Annotated in this window: 15 protein-coding genes; 4 read left to right on the top strand and 11 right to left on the bottom strand. The window is 70.4% G+C overall.

The genetic code is table 11. The features are described from left to right. Window positions 1–3 precede the first annotated feature (3 nt). Both ACMGFI_RS06890 and ACMGFI_RS06885 read left to right on the top strand, forming a co-directional pair. Entirely contained in the window at window positions 4–906 is a 903-nt protein-coding gene (locus ACMGFI_RS06890) for an OapC/ArvC family zinc-ribbon domain-containing protein (protein WP_436908392.1), read from the top strand. A gap of 124 nt (window positions 907–1,030) precedes the next feature. Continuing rightward, complete coding sequence (locus ACMGFI_RS06885; RefSeq protein WP_436908391.1) at window positions 1,031–1,159, top strand: hypothetical protein; 129 nt, start codon at window positions 1,031–1,033, stop codon at window positions 1,157–1,159. A gap of 60 nt (window positions 1,160–1,219) precedes the next feature. On the opposite strand, the gene mdh is transcribed toward ACMGFI_RS06885, so the two are convergent. Next, window positions 1,220–2,143, bottom strand: coding sequence for a malate dehydrogenase (gene mdh, locus ACMGFI_RS06880; RefSeq protein WP_436908390.1), 924 nt, complete (start codon window positions 2,141–2,143; stop codon window positions 1,220–1,222). A 173-nt stretch (window positions 2,144–2,316) separates the two neighbouring features. Between mdh and ACMGFI_RS06875 the strand changes: the two genes are divergently transcribed. Further along, window positions 2,317–3,141 carry an Sjogren's syndrome/scleroderma autoantigen 1 family protein gene (locus ACMGFI_RS06875; protein WP_436908389.1) on the top strand — a complete coding sequence of 275 codons (825 nt, stop codon included), beginning with the start codon at window positions 2,317–2,319 and terminating at the stop codon, window positions 3,139–3,141. Window positions 3,142–3,236: 95 nt separating this feature from the next. Here ACMGFI_RS06875 and ACMGFI_RS06870 read toward each other — a convergent pair whose 3' ends face one another. The 3 genes from ACMGFI_RS06870 to ACMGFI_RS06860 all read right to left on the bottom strand — a co-directional run bounded on the left by ACMGFI_RS06870 (window position 3,237) and on the right by ACMGFI_RS06860 (window position 6,935). Beyond that, a complete protein-coding gene (locus ACMGFI_RS06870; protein WP_436908388.1) occupies window positions 3,237–3,770 on the bottom strand; it encodes a redoxin domain-containing protein in 534 nt (177 codons plus the stop codon). A 132-nt stretch (window positions 3,771–3,902) separates the two neighbouring features. Further along, window positions 3,903–6,518 (bottom strand): DEAD/DEAH box helicase, encoded by a 2,616-nt coding sequence (locus ACMGFI_RS06865; protein ID WP_436908387.1) that lies wholly within the window; start codon window positions 6,516–6,518, stop codon window positions 3,903–3,905. 87 nt (window positions 6,519–6,605) lie between these two features. After that, window positions 6,606–6,935: a DUF8593 domain-containing protein gene (locus ACMGFI_RS06860; protein WP_436908386.1), complete on the bottom strand. Its 330-nt coding sequence runs from the start codon at window positions 6,933–6,935 to the stop codon at window positions 6,606–6,608. 281 nt (window positions 6,936–7,216) lie between these two features. Here ACMGFI_RS06860 and ACMGFI_RS06855 point away from each other — a divergent pair, with 281 nt between their 5' ends. Continuing rightward, window positions 7,217–7,978 (top strand): baeRF10 domain-containing protein, encoded by a 762-nt coding sequence (locus tag ACMGFI_RS06855; protein ID WP_436908384.1) that lies wholly within the window; start codon window positions 7,217–7,219, stop codon window positions 7,976–7,978. Between the two features lie 24 nt (window positions 7,979–8,002). Here the strand turns inward: ACMGFI_RS06855 and ACMGFI_RS06850 are convergent, their stop codons facing one another. The 7 genes from ACMGFI_RS06850 to ACMGFI_RS06820 all read right to left on the bottom strand — a co-directional run bounded on the left by ACMGFI_RS06850 (window position 8,003) and on the right by ACMGFI_RS06820 (window position 14,666). Then, entirely contained in the window at window positions 8,003–8,584 is a 582-nt protein-coding gene (locus ACMGFI_RS06850; protein ID WP_436908383.1) for a dolichol kinase, read from the bottom strand. Window positions 8,585–8,618: 34 nt separating this feature from the next. Beyond that, window positions 8,619–10,451, bottom strand: a complete 1,833-nt coding sequence (gene glyS, locus ACMGFI_RS06845; protein ID WP_436908381.1) for a glycine--tRNA ligase — start codon at window positions 10,449–10,451, stop codon at window positions 8,619–8,621. Beyond that, window positions 10,448–11,296: a CBS domain-containing protein gene (locus tag ACMGFI_RS06840; RefSeq protein WP_436908380.1), complete on the bottom strand. Its 849-nt coding sequence runs from the start codon at window positions 11,294–11,296 to the stop codon at window positions 10,448–10,450. The genes glyS and ACMGFI_RS06840 overlap by 4 nt, the downstream gene beginning before the upstream one ends. Window positions 11,297–11,454: 158 nt before the next feature. Then, window positions 11,455–11,913: a winged helix-turn-helix transcriptional regulator gene (locus tag ACMGFI_RS06835; RefSeq protein ID WP_436908378.1), complete on the bottom strand. Its 459-nt coding sequence runs from the start codon at window positions 11,911–11,913 to the stop codon at window positions 11,455–11,457. 19 nt (window positions 11,914–11,932) lie between these two features. Continuing rightward, window positions 11,933–12,397 carry a P-II family nitrogen regulator gene (locus ACMGFI_RS06830; RefSeq protein WP_436908376.1) on the bottom strand — a complete coding sequence of 155 codons (465 nt, stop codon included), beginning with the start codon at window positions 12,395–12,397 and terminating at the stop codon, window positions 11,933–11,935. A gap of 3 nt (window positions 12,398–12,400) precedes the next feature. Next, window positions 12,401–13,777: an ammonium transporter gene (locus tag ACMGFI_RS06825; RefSeq protein WP_436908375.1), complete on the bottom strand. Its 1,377-nt coding sequence runs from the start codon at window positions 13,775–13,777 to the stop codon at window positions 12,401–12,403. Between the two features lie 424 nt (window positions 13,778–14,201). After that, window positions 14,202–14,666 carry a winged helix-turn-helix transcriptional regulator gene (locus ACMGFI_RS06820; protein WP_436908373.1) on the bottom strand — a complete coding sequence of 155 codons (465 nt, stop codon included), beginning with the start codon at window positions 14,664–14,666 and terminating at the stop codon, window positions 14,202–14,204. Window positions 14,667–14,670 lie beyond the last annotated feature (4 nt).

Genomic DNA, 14,670 nt, shown 5'->3' with positions numbered 1-14,670 from the left:
GGTATGCCCCACCAGTGTACGAACTGCGACCGGACGTTCGCCGACGGCTCCAAGGAGATGCTGTCGGGGTGTCCGGAGTGTGGCGGCACGAAGTTCCAGTTCCGGCCCGACGGCTTCGACGGGTCCGACAGCTCCCGGGGGACGGGGAACGACGCCGGCCCCGCGGGGACCGTCGACGACCCGGACCCGGCGCCCGACTCGCCGCCGGAACCGACCGACCGGCCGGGCGACTCGGTGAGCCGGACGGTCGGCAGCGCCGCCGCGACGGTTCGGGACCTGGTCGGCGGCTCGGCCGGCAGCGACGCCACGCAGGCCCGACCGCCCGGGGAATCCGCGGCGACCGAGACGCAGGCGCCGACCGCGGACGCTCCCGGTCCCGCGGACGCGCCCGACCCCGCGGAGGGGCTGGCCGGCGGGGACGACGACATCATCGTCGCCGAGTCCGACCCCGGGACCGAGGACACCGCCCAGGCCGACGCGCGCAGCCAGCTGGTCGAGCCCGACGAGATGCCCGACACCGGCGGGTTCGACCCGGCCGACGCCGAGACTCGACACCGCGACGACGGGGCCGACGAGACCGGCGAGGCTGACGAGACCGAGGGGATCGACGAGGGCGACTCTCCGGTGGCGACCGACGGTGACGCGGCCGGTGACCCCGCCGACGCCGAGGAACCGGACCGCCCCGTCGCCGAGGAACCGGACGCCGAGCGGGCCGACCGGCCGGATCTGTCGGAACTGCGCGAGGAGCTGAACGACCAGTTCGAGAGCATCCGCGTCGTCGAGCCCGGGCAGTACGAACTCAACCTGATGGAGCTGTACGACCGCGAGGAGTACATCATCGCCCTCCAGGAGGACGGCCGCTACAGCATCCAGGTGCCCGAGACCTGGCGCCAGGCGGACGCCTGACTCCCTCCTGCGCCCTCGATTTTCGGAACTCCGACCCGAAAGCCGCCGCCGTCCGGCGATCGTGAGTGCAGGCACAATCGTTATACTCTCGGCCGCCGATACACGCGCCAACGGAGGGGTATCCGTGACTCACCAGCGTTCGCACCTCGAGGAGTGGGCGTCACTGCTCGACGAGCGAGTGTCCGAGGAAGCCCTCGACGAGGGCCGCCGGGAGGGTCGCGCCGACCCGTCGGAGCCGCGTCGAGGCGGGTGAACCGTTCGCCCGCGGTCGTCTACGGTCGTCCGGCGCCGAACGTCGCGGTCCGCTCGCCGGTCAGTCCTCGCTCGTCATCCGCTCGTACTGGTCGGAGAGCTTCTCGGCCGCGTCGTCCATCAGGTCGCGCTCGTACTCCGAGAGTTCCCACTCGACGACCTCCTCGACGCCGTCGGAGCCGAGCTTGACCGGGACGCCGAAGGCGGTGTCGTCGTAGCCGAACTCGCCGTCGAGCGCGACCGAGCAGGGCAGCACCTCGCCGGTGTCCCGGAGGATGGCCTCGACCGTGTGAGCGACGCCGGTCGCGGGGCCCCACTGGGTCGCGCCCTTCCGCTCGATGACGTCCATCGCCGACTCCTGGAGGTCCTCGAGGATCTCCTCGCGCTCGTCGGCGGAGAACTCGGGGTCGCGGCCGTCGACGCGGACCTTCGAGAACACGGGGACCTGGGCGTCGCCGTGTTCGCCCAGGATCGTCGCCTCGACGTTGCCGACCTGCGTGTCGAACCGCTCGGAGAGGACGTAGCGAAAGCGCGCGGAGTCGAGCCGGCCGCCGAAGCCGACCACCTTCTCGCGGGCCCGCTCGCCCGTCTCGTAGAGGTGGCGATTAAGGAGGTCGACCGGGTTCGAGGTCGTCACCGTCACGAAGTCGTCGTTGTGCTCGGCCAGCGAGGAGCCGATGTCCTCCATGATCGGCGCGTTGTCGCCCGCCAGGTCGATGCGCGTCTGGCCGGGCTGGCGGGGGATACCGGCGGTGATGACGACCACGTCCGAGCCGGCGGTGTCCGCGTAGGTGCCCTGCCGGACGGTCGTGTTCGAGTCGTAGGCCACGCCGTGGTTTGTGTCCGCCGCCTGGCCCACCGTCTCGTCTTCCTTGTCCGGGATGTCCACGAAGACGAGTTCGTCGACGATGTCCCGGAGCGCGAGATTGTACCCCGCCGCCGCCCCGACGGTGCCCGCCGCACCGACGATGCTGACTTTCGTCATATCACGTGATCTGTTCCCACGTTCCGGGGGTAAAAGTATCGAAACCCGTCCGCTGGGCCCGTCGTTCGTCCATTCTGTGTTCGACAGCCGTCGACAACTCAATCCGGCGGCGGTGTCGCTGTCGGCGGACCCGTGGCGACGGCCTTTTTGGGAGTCGCCGGTATCCTACGGGTATGAGCGACTTCGACAAGGAGGCCGAACGGGAGCGGCTCCGCGAGAAGTACGAACAGGACAAGCAGAAACGGGAGGCCAGCGAGCGGATGAGCGACCTCCTGCTGAAGGGCGCGACGATGACCAACGCCCACTGCAACGACTGCGGGGACCCGATCTTCCGCTACGACGGCGACGAGTTCTGCCCTACCTGCCAGCGCGTGGTCACCAACGACGAGGCCGTCGAGGAGGCCGCCGAGGGCGACGGACAGGTCGACGAACCCGTCCAGACGCCCGACGACGGCGGTGCGGCTGGCCCGGGAGAGCCCGGAGGCGCCGGCCAGGGGGCCGCCGACGCGGGCGACGCGAGCGCCGATCGGCCCGCGGAGGCCGAGAACGGCGACACGCCCGGCCACATCGAGATCAAACAGCCGGACGGGCCCGCCGTCCGGACCGGGGCCGACGAGTCGAGCGCCGGGCAGTCGACCGCGGAGGGGTCGGCCCCGAGCGCGGATCCCGAGGAGAGCCAGTCACAGGCGACGCGGCGACAGCCGAGCCAGTCTCAGTCGGTGGACCGACAGCCGAACCAGTCACAGTCGGCGGCGTCCGAACCGAACCGCTCGCGGGACCGGCCGTCACCGAGTCCGTCGGCGTCCGAACCGGCGGACGCTCCGGTCGCCGCCGAGTCGGGCGACGAGTTCGGCGCGGCGCGCGCGTCGCTGGTCCGGACGCTCCGCAAGCAGGCCGAACGTGCGGAGAACTGCGAGGACCCGCGACGCGCCCGCGACCACCTCGCGGCCGCGCGCGAGGCGGCCGAGGCGCTCGGCGCGCTGTCCGGGTCGTACTGAGACGCGCCGTCACACCGCGAAGAATTCCCCCACCACGAACGACCGTCCGAAGAACCGCTCCACCGCGGGTTCCCCCCTCCCGCGGATCTCTGCCCCTACGTTCCGAGCGCGTCGCGGGCGGCGTCGAGCGCCTCCTCCGGGCCCGGACACTCCTGGAGGGTCTCGCCGCCCTCGGTGTGGACGAGCCGCGGGAACTTCGAGCGCGCGTCGAGGACGCCGATCCCCGGGAGCGTGTCGACGCCCACCTCGATATCGGAGAAGGCGTCGAACCGCGGCGTCCCGTCGGTCATCGCGGTCGCCGCCCCCGTGTCGGCGTCGGCGGCCGCCGGTCCCTCCGCGGAGTCGGCGAGGACGGGATAGGTCAACTCGTAGCGCCGCCGCCAGTAGCCGGCCCGCTCGGCGGCGTCCGGGAGCGCCCCGACGACGGCCACGTCCTCGGCGGCGAACTCCTCGAACGCCTCGCTGTAGGCCGTGGCGCGCTCGCGGGATACCTGACAGTAGTGGTCTCGCAACAGGAGCACGACCACGGCGTCGAACTCGGCCGCGAGGTCCTCGCTCGCGACCGTCTCCGGCCCTGGCCCCCCGTTCGGCAACTCGAACCTGACGATCCATTGCATACCGTCGCTCATCTGTGACCCCCTGCTGTCGTCGGCTTCGGACCCGGGGGTAATCGTTGTTCGGATTGCTCGGAATCTCGACCCGAAACGGGGGGGTGTTCGGACCGGGATACCGCAGTCGGGTCCGGCGGTCGACCGCCCGAGCTAGCCGTCGTAGTCGCTTCCCACCACTTCGCGGATACGTTCGGCGGTGACCTCGCCGACGCCGTCGGCCGCCGTGAGTTCTTCGGCGTCGGCGGTCATCACGGCCTCGACGCTGCCGAACTCGGATAGGAGGGACTCGGCGGTGACCGGCCCGACCTCCGCCACACTGGCGACCACGTACTCCTGCTGTTCGGCCAGCGTCTTCGAGCTCTTCTCGCCGTGGACGCTGACGGTCCTGTCTTCCTCCTCCTGCTCGCGGGCCGCGATAGCCGCCAGCAGGTCCCTGGTCTCCCCCTCGTCGGTCGTCCGGAGGACGCTCGCGCCGAAGTCCACCGCGATGGAGGCCAGCGCCCCGTGGATGGCGTTGGGGTGGACGTTGCGCTCGCCGTAGAGGTCCTCGCCCTCGATGACGACGACGGGCCGGGCGTAGTACCGGGCGGCGTCGGTGAGCTGCTCGAACAGCGAGCGCTCGTCGCCCCCGGTCAGGGTGTCGAGGAAGTCCGCGACCGTCTTGCGCTCGACGACCACCCGGTCCGAGAGCACGTAGTCGCCGACTGCCAGTGTCTCCAGTCGCGTCTCGACCCCCTCCTGGCGCGAGAGGTCCTTGGCGATCGACGCGTCGAGTTCCCGCTGGTCGACGACGACCTCGACGCTCTCGTCGTCGGCGCTCGCGGTCGCCACTTCCCCGTCCGGTTCGTCGCGGTCGGCGGACTCGTCGCCCCGCTCGTCCGAGTCCGCTCCGCCCGCGAACGCGTCGAGTCCCGCCTGACCGTCGTCGCCGTCGATGTCGTCATCGCCCCCGGACTCGTCGCTCCCGTCGGCGTCGTCCCTACCGTCGGCCTCGTCACCGCCGTCGGCGGATGCCTGCGACGTGGTTGCGGCTTCCCCGCGTTCGGTATCAGATCCCTCCGTTTCGTCTGCGGCGCTGTCGGATTCGGCTGCGTCGTCCCCGTCGTCGGTTGCCGCTTCGCCCTCCGTTTCGTGTGGAGCGTCGTCCGCGACATCAGCACCGTCCCCTCCGCCGACGCTCTCGAACTCGTCCATCCCGGTCTGGGTGAGCTCGCTCTCGATCTCGCCGGCCATCGACTTCAGCGAGCGCAGCTCCTCCTCCATGCGCTTCTGGTCGTTGCGCGCCTTCCAGAAGTACGCCTCGTCGCGGGTGTCCTCCGCGAGCAGCACCGACACCGCGCCCTCTGTCTGTCGGCCCGTCCGTCCCTTCCGCTGGATCGCGCGGATGGCGGTCGGCACGGGCTCGTAGAACAGCACCAGGTCGACCTCCGGCACGTCCAGGCCCTCCTCGGCGACGGAGGTCGACACGAGCACCTCGAACTCGCCGGCGCGGAACTCGTCTAAGGTCTCCTGCTGTTCGGTCTGGGTCATCCCGTCGCTGCCCTCGGTGTCGGACTGGCCGACGAACTTCCGGGTCTGGAAGTGCTCGTCGAGGAAGTCCGTCAGCGTCTCGGCGGTGTCCCGGGACTCGGTGAAGACGATCACGCGCTCGCCGTCCTCGATCCCGAGCGTCTGGGCGATGAGCATCCGCGTCCGCCTGAACTTCGGGTGCAGGTCGTCGTACTCCTCGGCCCGCCGGATCGCCTCCCGAACCTTGGGCTCGGAGACCATCCGCTGGTCGGCCTTCGAGGCCCCCGACGAGCGGGCGGCCTGCTTCTGCCGCTCGAAGTACCGCCGGAGGCTCTCGACGCTCTGTGTCTCGGCGTACGTGACGGCGGTCCTGAGCTTGCGCACCTCCGCCAGCAGGCTCATCCCCTCGTAGCCCTCCGACTGGTCGTTGTCCATCAGCTCCCGGAGCTTGCCCTGGATCTGCTGGATCTCACGCTCGGACACGTCGGGCTTGTTGGTATTCGTGACCCCCAACTCGCGCAGCTTCGAGAGACGGTCCTGGATGACGTCGTTGATCGCGTCGCGGATCTCGATCACCGTCTCCGGGAGCTCCACCCGCTCCCAGTCGACGGTGGTCTCGTGGGTGTAGGCCGCCACGTCGGCGTCGTCCTCGGTCATCACCTCGACCTGGGCGAGCCCCAGGTTCCCGCAGACCTCGAGGATGGCCTCCTCGTCGTCGCCGGGGGAGGCGCTCATGCCGGTCGCCAGCGGGTCGCGGGCCTCGTCGTGGTAGCGCTCGGCGATGTAGTTGTAGGCGTAGTCGCCGGTCGCGCGGTGGCACTCGTCGAAGGTGCAGTGGACCACGTCGGTCAGGTCGACCCGGTTCCCGACGAGGTCGTTCTCGACGACCTCGGGGGTCGCGACGACGATCCGGGCGCCCGACCACAGGTCCGCGCGGTCGTCCGGGCGGGTGTCGCCGGTGTAGACGACGATCTCGTCGTCGGGCACCTCCAGGGCCTCGCGGTAGAACTCCGCGTGCTGGGTGACCAGCGGCTTGGTCGGCGCGAGCAGCAGGGACTTGTTGACGGCGTCGCCGGCCAGCCGCTCGGCGGTGACCAGCAGGCTCACCGTCGTCTTGCCGAGGCCGGTGGGGAGACAGACCAGGGTGTGGGTCTCCAGGGCGGCGTCGGCCAGCCGCCGCTGGTAGGTCCGGTCCTCGAGGAACCCGTCGGTGAGGAGCGGCCCCGACACCCCCTCGGCCTCGTCGGTCGTCGCCATTTGTCCGTGGTTGGCCCCGCCACCCGATAAGGCTTCAGGTACCGCGGCGGAACTGAAACGGGGGCCTTCGCCGTCTCAGGTCCCGATTCACGTCGCGCTGACCAGCCGCAGTTCCTCGCCGTCCCCGCTGTCTTCGAGCCGGGCGTTCGGGAGGGTACAGGGCCACTCGTCGTAGTCGACGGGGAGGTCGCTGTCGCCCGCCCGCCAGCGGTCGTAGTCCACGTCCTCCCAGTTCACGTCGTAGTCCGCGTGGTCGCCCCAGCCCAGGCCGTCCCAGGTGTTCTCGTCGATCTCGGGCGAGGGTTCGAGGTAGAACTCCCCGCGGTCGGCGTCGAAGTCGACGACGGTCCCGATCGGCTTCCCGCGGTCGCGGACGACCGTCCCGAGGTAGTCCTGCCAGTCCGGGTCGTCGAGCATACCCCGCACTTGCCGGGCACACCCGATGAACTGCGGGCCTGCCGTGGCAAGCCGTGCGGGCGCCACCTCCGGCGACCGTCGCTCGTCCGTGTCACGGCCACCCACGCCACCCGAACGGCTTTGTGTCATCCGTTCGCCTACTCGGGTATGCGCCGCTCCGATCCCGCCCGCGCCGCGTCCGCGCCGGTCGCGAGCGGCACGCTCGCTCTTTGAAGACGGTGATGGTCGGCCCTCGCGGGCCACGGGTACCGCCCGCCGACCGACACCCACCATCACCACAGATGACAGACGACACGCGTCACGACAGCACGGACAGCGAACCGAACAGCGGCCACTCGAACGACGGCGAACCGGCCGGCGGCGAGGAGTACGGCCTGCTCGTCGTCGAACGGGGGGATGCCGCCCTCGGCCGCGTCGTGGACGGCGGGGTCGAACCCGTCGCCACGGTCGACGGCGGGATCACGGGATCGGCCCGCGCGGGAACGGGCGACCCAGACCGCTTCGAGCGCGAGCGCGAGCGGCAGACCCGCGAGTTCTTCCGCGAGGTCGCCGCGGCGGCCGACGAGGCGTTCCTCGGCGACGACCCCGTGGCCCGCCTCGCCGTCGGCGGCCCGATGGACGCCGCGACGGCGTTGGTCGACGGCGGCTATCTGGACGACCGCCTGACCGACCGTCTCGTCGGCACCTTCACCGTCGAACACGCGTCCGAACCGGGCCTGCGGGAACTGCTCGACGCGGCGGCCGCCGACTTCCTTAACCCGGCGACGCGACGGCTCCGCGAGACGCTCGCGGCGTTCTTCGAGCGCCTGGGCGAGGGCGAGGGGGTCGTCTACGGCGACGCCGACCTCGCCCGGGCGGTCGACGACGGGACCGTCGAGACGGCGCTGGTCGCCGCGACGGTCGACCGGGAGCGCCGCGAGGAGATCGAGGCGGCCGTCGCCGCACAGGGCGGCGAGACGCTCGTCGTCCCCGAGCACTCCGCCCGCGGCGCGCGGTTCGCAGAGACGTTCCGAGTCGGCGCTCTCCTGAGTGACTCGGAGTGAGTGGACGGGGGCGACGGTCCCGGCTCAGACCGGGGTCGAGGGCAGGAACTCGACGGCGAGGAACATCGCGGCGGCGCCGGCGACGGGGATGGTGAGGTTGTCGTCGATGACGTAGCCGCGGACCACGGGCTTGATCCCGTCGGCGACGGTCGCGGCGACGCCACCGGCGACCGCTGCGGTCGCCGGGACGAAGGGGACCGCCAGCAGCGTCGCCACGGCGAAGGTCGTCAGCAGGACGGTCACGTCCTTGGCGGCCCGCAACTCGCCCGAGCCAAGCAGGCCGGAGACGGGGTCGGCGACGGTCAGCATCAGGATGGCGGGGACCGCGATGGTCGGCTCGAACGCGAGTGCCACCGCCGCCATGCTGAACACGGCGAGGAAGTAGCCCGCGAGGTTGTCCTGCTCGTACTCGCGGGTGAGCTTCTCGTAGACCCACCAGTCCAGCCCGACGACCAGCCGGACGACCTCCAGGACCGCGGCGACGGCCAGGCCGGCGACGAGCAACCCCTGGACGTGGACCCACTCGACGGCCGGGACGAACAGGTACGCGAGCGGCACGGCTGTCCCGCTCGCGTGGACCAGCCGCCGGAGTATCTCGTCGCGCATGGGTGTCGGTCCGCGGCGGGCGCCGCGGCTGGAGTTACAGGTCCGCGAACGTGAGGTCGCCGTCCCGCAGCGCTTCGAGCGTGTCGGCCAGGTCCTCGATCGGGATCCGCCGCTGGGCGGTGGTGTCCCGTTCGCGGACGGTGACGGTGCCGGGCTCGCCCTCGTCGTCGTCGCGGGCCTCGCCGATAGTCGCGTAGTCGACGGTGACGCAGAAGGGGGTGCCGACCTCGTCCTGGCGGCGGTAGCGCCGGCCGATGGCGCCCGAGTCGTCGTACGTCACGGAGAGGCCCCGCTCGCGCAGGTCCGCGGCGACCTCGCGGGCGCGCTCGCCCAGGCCGTCGCGGTCCATCAGCGGGAAGACGCCGACCGTGGTGGGCGCCACCTCCGCGGGGAGTTCGAGGAAGGTCCGCTCCTCGCCGTCGACCTCGTCCTCGCGGTAGCAGTGGTCCAGCACCGTGTACAGCGCGCGGTCGATACCCAGCGACGGCTCGACGACGTGGGGCAGGAAGTGCTCGCCCGACTCGGTGACCTCCTCGACGGCGAAGCCGGTCTGACTGACGGGCACGTCGTGGCGCTCGCCGTCGACCTCGACGGTGACCGTGCCCTCGCCGTCCGCGTCCGCCTCGGCCTCGCGGAAGGCGTCGGGGTCGGACTCCGCGAGGTCAGCCAGCGCGTCGGCCACGTCGCCGGCGGCGCCGCCGAACTCGGGGCCGAGGTAGCTCATGTCCGGGTCGACGGTCGGCCGCTCGACGGTGACCGGCTCGTCGTACTGCCGGAAGACCGTGAAGTCGTCGTCGGAGTACTCGTCGTGTTTCGACAGGTCGTAGTCCGAGCGGTAGGCGAAGCCGGCGAGCTCGATCCAGTCGCCGTCGACCTCGCCCTCGGCGTCCCAGCAGTCCGCGGCGTAGTGGGCCCGCTCGCCGGAGAGGTGCTGGCGGAAGCGGAACCGGTCCATGTCGACGCCGATGGAGTCGTACCACTCGGCGGCGACGCCCAGGTAGTAGGCGATCCACGGGTCGGCGACCAGCCCGCGCTCGTGGGCCTCGCCGACGGTGATTTCGAGGGGGTCGCCGTCGTCGGCCTCCTGCTGGTCGATCCCGTAGAAGGGGGCGACAACGTCCTCGACCGATTCCAGGTCCGGGCCCTCGTCGCGCTCGGGGTCGACGAACAGTTCGAGTTCGGCCTGGGTGAACTCCCGGACCCGGAGCAGGGACTTCCGGGGGCTGATCTCGTTGCGGTAGGCGCGGCCGATCTGGGTGACGCCGAAGGGCAGCTGGTTGCGGGCGTACTCCTTCAGCTGGGGGAACTCGACGAAGATGCCCTGGGCGGTCTCGGGCCGCAGGTAACCCGGCGACGAGGAGCCCGGTCCGATCGTCGTCTCGAACATGAGGTTGAAGTCCTCGATGGCCTGGCCGGCTAGCCCCGTCCCGCAGGTCGGACAGACGAGTTCGTACTCGGCGATGATCTCGCCGACGCGTTCCGGGCCGAGGCCCTCGGCCTCCTCGTAGTCGGTGTTGTCCTCGACGACGTGGTCGGCGCGGTGGGACTCCCCGCACTCGGGACACTCGACGAGCATGTCGTCGAAGCCGTCGAGGTGGCCCGACGCCTCGAAGACGGGCTCGGGCATCACGGTGGGGGCGTCGATCTCCATGTTGCCTTCCCGCACCGTAAACCGGTCGCGCCAGGAGTCCTCGACGTTGTCCTTGAGGGCGGCGCCGTTGGGGCCGAAGGTGTAGAAGCCGGAGACGCCGCCGTAGGCGCCGGCGCTCTGGAGGAAGAACCCGCGGCGCTTGGCGAGTTCGGTCAGATCGCCGCTCCGGTCGTCGCCCGCACCGTCCGCGCCACTCCGCTGCTCGCCCTCGCTCATCGGAGCGCCTCCAGCAGGTCCATGTCCCGTACGACGCCGGTCAGGTCGTCGCCGGAGACCAGCGGGATCTGCTCGATGTCGTGTTCGATCATCAGCTGGGCGGCGTCCTGGGCGCTGCGGCGGCCGCTGATGGTGACGAGATCCGCCGTCATGAACTCCGAGACGGGGCCGGCGGGGATCTCGACGTTGCGGGTGGGCATATACCGGGAACCGACGGCCTTGACGCTCTCCCACTTCCAGTCGTCGTCGTCGGCGGCGAGGCTGTCGCCGGTCTCCTCCTCGCCCTCGACGACGCGGGCCACGTCGATGATGTCGACCTCGGTGATCATCCCGCTGGTCTCGCCGGCGTCGTCCAGGGCGACGCCGTAGGGCGCCTCGGCGTGGGACAGCTCCCGCTCGGCGACGGGCAGGGGCGCCCCCTCGTAGACGCAGTTGACCTCCGACTGGGCGAGCTCCTCGACGGTCACGTCGCCGTCCACGTCGCCGGTGGCGATGGCGCGGACCACGTCGGTGATCGTGACGATCCCCTCCAGCCGGCCGTCGACGACGGGGACCCGCCGGGCGCCCTCGGCGAGCATGAGCTCGGCCAGCTCCGTCAGGGTGGCGTCGGCGCTGGTCGTGGGGACCTCCTCGACGAGCATGGCGAGCTGGTCCTCGTCGGGCTGGTCGATCAGGGCGTCGCGGGAGACGAGGCCGCGGAACTGCTCGCCGTCGTCGCCTTCCTTGACCACGGGGACCGACGAGAACACCCGCTCCTGGAGGTACTCGAGGACGTCGTCGCGGGTGCCGGGCAACTCGACCGTGACGAGGTCCTCGCGGGGCGTCATTACGTCTGCGACGTTCATAGTACAGCGTACTCCCAGCCCCAAATACTAAGACCTTACACTTCACCGCTCGCGCGAGCGTCGCCGGCGGCGACGCGGTCGCCCGGACCCCGCGGCCGGCTCGAAAGCGCGACGCGTCGTCTCGAAACGCGGCGTCGCCTCGGACGGCTCCCGGTCGCTCAGTCGCCGGCGAGGGGGATCGGGTCGTTCTCCGCGACGACGTCCAGCACGACGTTCGTCGTGACCGATTCGACCTCCTCGCGGACGAGCAGCTCCTTGATCCGGGCGTTCATCGCGGCCGTGTCGGTGAACTTGCCGACGGCGACCACGTCCTGGCTCCCGGTGACCTCGTAGACGCCGACCATGTTCCGCGCGCCGGCCAGGTCGGCGACGACCGCCTCGATCCCGTCGCCGGCCACGTCGAGGTTGAACACGGCCGTCACCTCGAACCCGACGGCGGCGTAGTCGACCTCCGGGCGGTAGCCGTCGACGACGCCCGCGTCCTCCAGCGCCTGGACGCGCTTGGTCGCCGTCGCGGTGGCGATCCCGGCCCGCTCGGCGAGTTCGTTCGCGCTCGCGCGGCCGTCGGTCAGCAGCGCGTCGAGCAGCCGCCGGTCCGTCTCGTCGATGTCGACCATGGCTTCCGCCTCGGACCCGTTAGACCGCGTCCCGGCCGGTCTTGCCCGTGCGGATCTGGGTCGCGCTCTCGACGGGGAGGACGAACACCTTGCCGTCGCCCTTCTCGCCGGTGTTGGCCCCCTCGACGATGGCGTCGACCACGTCGTCGGCGGGGATGTCCGCGACGACGCACTCGATTTTGACCTTCTGGTGGAGGTCGACGACGTACTCCTCGCCGCGCCACTGGCCCTTCTTCGCCGGCTGGGAGCCCCGGCCGGAGACGTTCGTCACCGTCAGCGACGGGGCGCCGATCTCCGCCAGCGCCTGCTTCACGTCGCCCAGCTTGTCGGGCCGCACGACCGCGACCACCATCTTGATCTCTCCGTCGTTCGGTACCTCTTCGCCGCCGTCCGTTCGGATTTCGTTGTCGGTCATCGTTGAGTCCGTGTTCGTGTCCGCGTGGTCGTCCGTGTCGATACCGTCGGTGTTGGTGTCGTCGTGCATCTGTCAGTCACTCCGTTCGTCCGTGCTACGTTCGGCGGGAACGTCGTTCTCACCGAGAACGCCGCCGTCGGTGCGAACGGTGCCGCCGTCCGCGACCGCCGCGCCCTCGTCGCCGAACTCGGGGTAGGTCTCGACGCCGTGTTCGCTCACGTCGAGGCCCTCCTGCTCGTGTTCGCGGCTGACGCGGGCCTGCCCGAGCGCCCGGAGCGCGCCCCAGATGAGGCCGGTCGTGACGACCGTCCAGGCGACGATGACGACGACGCCGGTCAGCTGCGCGAGGAACATGTCGACGCGGCTGGTTCCCCCGAGGTAGCTCGGCGCGACGACGACCGGGAGCATGAGCGTCCCGATGACGCCGGCCGACCCGTGGACCGGGAAGACGGCGCACACGTCGTCGATGTTGAGCCGCTTCTCGACGAAGCTGAAGACGACGGGTAGCTGCGCGCCGGCGACGCCGCCGACGAGGAACGCGCCCCACCACGTCGCGGCGTGGGGGATCGCGGTGATGCCGACGAGGCCCGCGAGCAGGCCGTTGGCGACGTAGAGCGTGTCGACCTTGCCGGTCTTGGCCCACGCGACGCCGCCGGCGGCCATCGCGCCCGATGCCATCGCGAGCGTGGTCGTCATCGCGACGCGGCCCAGCTGGTCGCTGATGAACGCGTTGTCGGGGTTGAAGATAGCGGAGGTGCCGACGTTGAAGCCGTACCAGCCGAAGGCGAGCATCAGCGTGCCCAGCACGGCGAAGGTCATCGAGTGACCGGGGATGACGTTGGCCGAGCCGTCGTCGTTGAACCGGCCGATGCGGGGACCGAGCACCCAGGCGGCGGTGAGCCCGGCGACCCCGCCCATCGCGTGGACGACCGTCCCGCCGGCGAAGTCGTCGAAGGCGACGCCGAACGTCGAGCCGACCAGCCCGTCGGCGCCGAGCAGGCCGGCGTCGTACCAGGCCATCCCGGAGACGACCGGGTAGATGACCGCCGCCAGCAGGAACGTGTAGGCCACGTAGGCGCGCAGCTTCGCGCGGCCGGCCACGGCCCCGGAGACGATGGTCGCCGCCGTCATCGCGAAGACGGCGCCGTAGAGCCAGGTGATCCAGTCGGCCGGCGCCTCGTAGCCGAACGCCGGCGAGAAGCCGCCCCCGCCGACGAGGCTGTCGACCCCGGCGCCGATCAGGAAGAACACGCTCACGCCGATACTCCAGGTGAGGAGGTTCTTCGTCAGCTGGTTCGAGACGTTCTTCGAGCGTACCTGCCCCGCCTCCAGCATGGCGAAGCCGGCGTGCATGAAGAAGATGAGGAAGGTTACGACCAGTATCCAGGTGGTGTTTATCGCGTCTATCAGCGTCTGGGTCTCGGTCTGCAGCGCGGTGAGTTCGAGCATGTGTGGTGTTTCGGTGTGGTGCCCGACTGGTTCCGGATCGTTCAGCCGAGCGCGTTTTTGGTCTCCGAATGTTTCGGAGAGTACGGGAGAACCGTGCGGAATCACACTGTATAAGGGTTGGCTTTACAATGACGAAACTTTCAGGGATTCCGTAGACGCTCGTCAAAATTATGGTAGAATATTATCCATTTAAGGTTGTATTCCGTCCAGAAACGGCAGGTTGACGCGCGTCTAATCTGGACGGTCGTCAACCGGAAACACCGGCAAAAACGGCCGGTCCGGGGGGTAGACGCTCTCGCGCGCTCGACGTGACGATCGGAAACGGAACTGGGGAGAAAGTGATCGGGCGTCGGTAGCGATCGGTCGGCGGGCGAGCGTCGATGGAGGTCGGTCGGCGGGCGCTCGCCGGCCGCGGGGGTGGCCGCTACTCGCCGGCCTCGACGGGGAGGCGGTCGTACTCGCAGACGGTGTCGAGGACGATGCTCGTCCGGGCGGAGCGGACCTCCGGGTGGGTGAGCACCGACTTGATCCGGGCGTTCAGGGCTTCGGTGTTCTCGAACTTGCCGACGGCGACCACGTCGTCGCTCCCGGTGACCTCGTAGACGCCGATCATGTCGCCGGCGTCGCGCAGGTCGGCGACGACCGTCTCCAGACCGGCGCCGTCGACGTCCAGCCGGAAGACCGCCGTGACGTCGTAGCCGAAGGCCTCGTAGTCGACCTCGGGCTGGTAGCCGTCGATGATACCGTCCTCCTCGAGGCGCTGGAGCCGCTTGGTGGCGGTGGCGGTGGCGATCTCGGCCCGCTCGGCGAGTTCGCTGGCGCTGGCGCGGCCGTTGTCGAGCAGGGCGTCGATGATCCGCCGGTCGGTGTCGTCCAGGTCTGCCGACATCGAA

Source organism: Halosimplex marinum, assembly GCF_051414075.1.
In the GTDB taxonomy this organism is placed as follows: Archaea; Halobacteriota; Halobacteria; order Halobacteriales; family Haloarculaceae; genus Halosimplex; species Halosimplex marinum.
This window is presented reverse-complemented; position numbering and strand designations above follow the sequence as displayed.